Below are 1773 nucleotides of genomic sequence, written 5' to 3' on the forward strand. Positions count from 1 at the left end.
GCTCCTTAGAAAGGAGGTGATCCAGCCGCACCTTCCGGTACGGCTACCTTGTTACGACTTAGTCCCAATCGCCAGTCCCACCTTCGACAGCTCCCTCCCACAAGGGGTTAGGCCACCGGCTTCGGGTGTTACCAACTTTCGTGACTTGACGGGCGGTGTGTACAAGGCCCGGGAACGTATTCACCGCAGCGTTGCTGATCTGCGATTACTAGCGACTCCGACTTCATGGGGTCGAGTTGCAGACCCCAATCCGAACTGAGACCGGCTTTTTGGGATTAGCTCCACCTCACAGTATCGCAACCCTTTGTACCGGCCATTGTAGCATGCGTGAAGCCCAAGACATAAGGGGCATGATGATTTGACGTCGTCCCCACCTTCCTCCGAGTTGACCCCGGCAGTCTCCTATGAGTCCCCACCATCACGTGCTGGCAACATAGAACGAGGGTTGCGCTCGTTGCGGGACTTAACCCAACATCTCACGACACGAGCTGACGACAACCATGCACCACCTGTAAACCGACCACAAGTGGGGGACCTGTTTCCAGGTCTTTCCGGTTCATGTCAAGCCTTGGTAAGGTTCTTCGCGTTGCATCGAATTAATCCGCATGCTCCGCCGCTTGTGCGGGCCCCCGTCAATTCCTTTGAGTTTTAGCCTTGCGGCCGTACTCCCCAGGCGGGGCACTTAATGCGTTAGCTACGGCGCGGAAAACGTGGAATGTCCCCCACACCTAGTGCCCAACGTTTACGGCATGGACTACCAGGGTATCTAATCCTGTTCGCTCCCCATGCTTTCGCTCCTCAGCGTCAGTTAATGCCCAGAGACCTGCCTTCGCCATCGGTGTTCCTCCTGATATCTGCGCATTTCACCGCTACACCAGGAATTCCAGTCTCCCCTACATCACTCTAGTCTGCCCGTACCCACCGCAGATCCGGAGTTGAGCCCCGGACTTTCACGGCAGACGCGACAAACCGCCTACGAGCTCTTTACGCCCAATAATTCCGGATAACGCTTGCGCCCTACGTATTACCGCGGCTGCTGGCACGTAGTTAGCCGGCGCTTCTTCTGCAGGTACCGTCACTTACGCTTCTTCCCTACTGAAAGAGGTTTACAACCCGAAGGCCGTCATCCCTCACGCGGCGTCGCTGCATCAGGCTTGCGCCCATTGTGCAATATTCCCCACTGCTGCCTCCCGTAGGAGTCTGGGCCGTGTCTCAGTCCCAGTGTGGCCGGTCACCCTCTCAGGCCGGCTACCCGTCGTCGCCTTGGTAGGCCATTACCCCACCAACAAGCTGATAGGCCGCGAGTCCATCCAAAACCACAAAAGCTTTCCACCAACCACCATGCGATGGAAGGTCATATCCGGTATTAGACCCAGTTTCCCAGGCTTATCCCAGAGTCAAGGGCAGGTTACTCACGTGTTACTCACCCGTTCGCCACTAATCCACCCACAAGTGGGCATCATCGTTCGACTTGCATGTGTTAAGCACGCCGCCAGCGTTCATCCTGAGCCAGGATCAAACTCTCCGTTGAAAACAAACAGACACAACCAAAACCACCGGAAATAACGGTCATAATGGCTGCACAAAATTTGAAACCAGCTAAAAACACCAAACCACACCACAGGGGCGGCACGATTCGGCAAATTCAACCAATTACATACATAATCGGTATCAACAAACTTGGCACACTATTGAGTTCTCAAACAACAGACACACCCGGCACCACCCAAACCAACGTTCAGGATCGCTCCGGAGCAACTTTTCAAACTTACC

Annotated in this window: 1 protein-coding gene and 1 rRNA gene; one reads left to right on the top strand and one right to left on the bottom strand. The window is 54.9% G+C overall.

Translation table 11 applies throughout. The features are described from left to right. Nucleotides 1-9: 9 nt before the first annotated feature. Nucleotides 10-1531, bottom strand: a 16S ribosomal RNA gene (locus tag MRBLMD1_RS05445). Nucleotides 1532-1574: 43 nt separating this feature from the next. On the opposite strand from MRBLMD1_RS05445, the gene MRBLMD1_RS05450 reads away from it, so the two are divergent. Beyond that, nucleotides 1575-1773, top strand: a 199-nt coding sequence (locus MRBLMD1_RS05450) for a hypothetical protein (protein WP_364398051.1), incomplete at its 3' end; no start/stop codon positions are given.

The sequence above is a fragment of the Pseudarthrobacter sp. LMD1-1-1.1 genome (assembly GCF_040676255.1).
Lineage (GTDB): Bacteria > Actinomycetota > Actinomycetes > Actinomycetales > Micrococcaceae > Arthrobacter.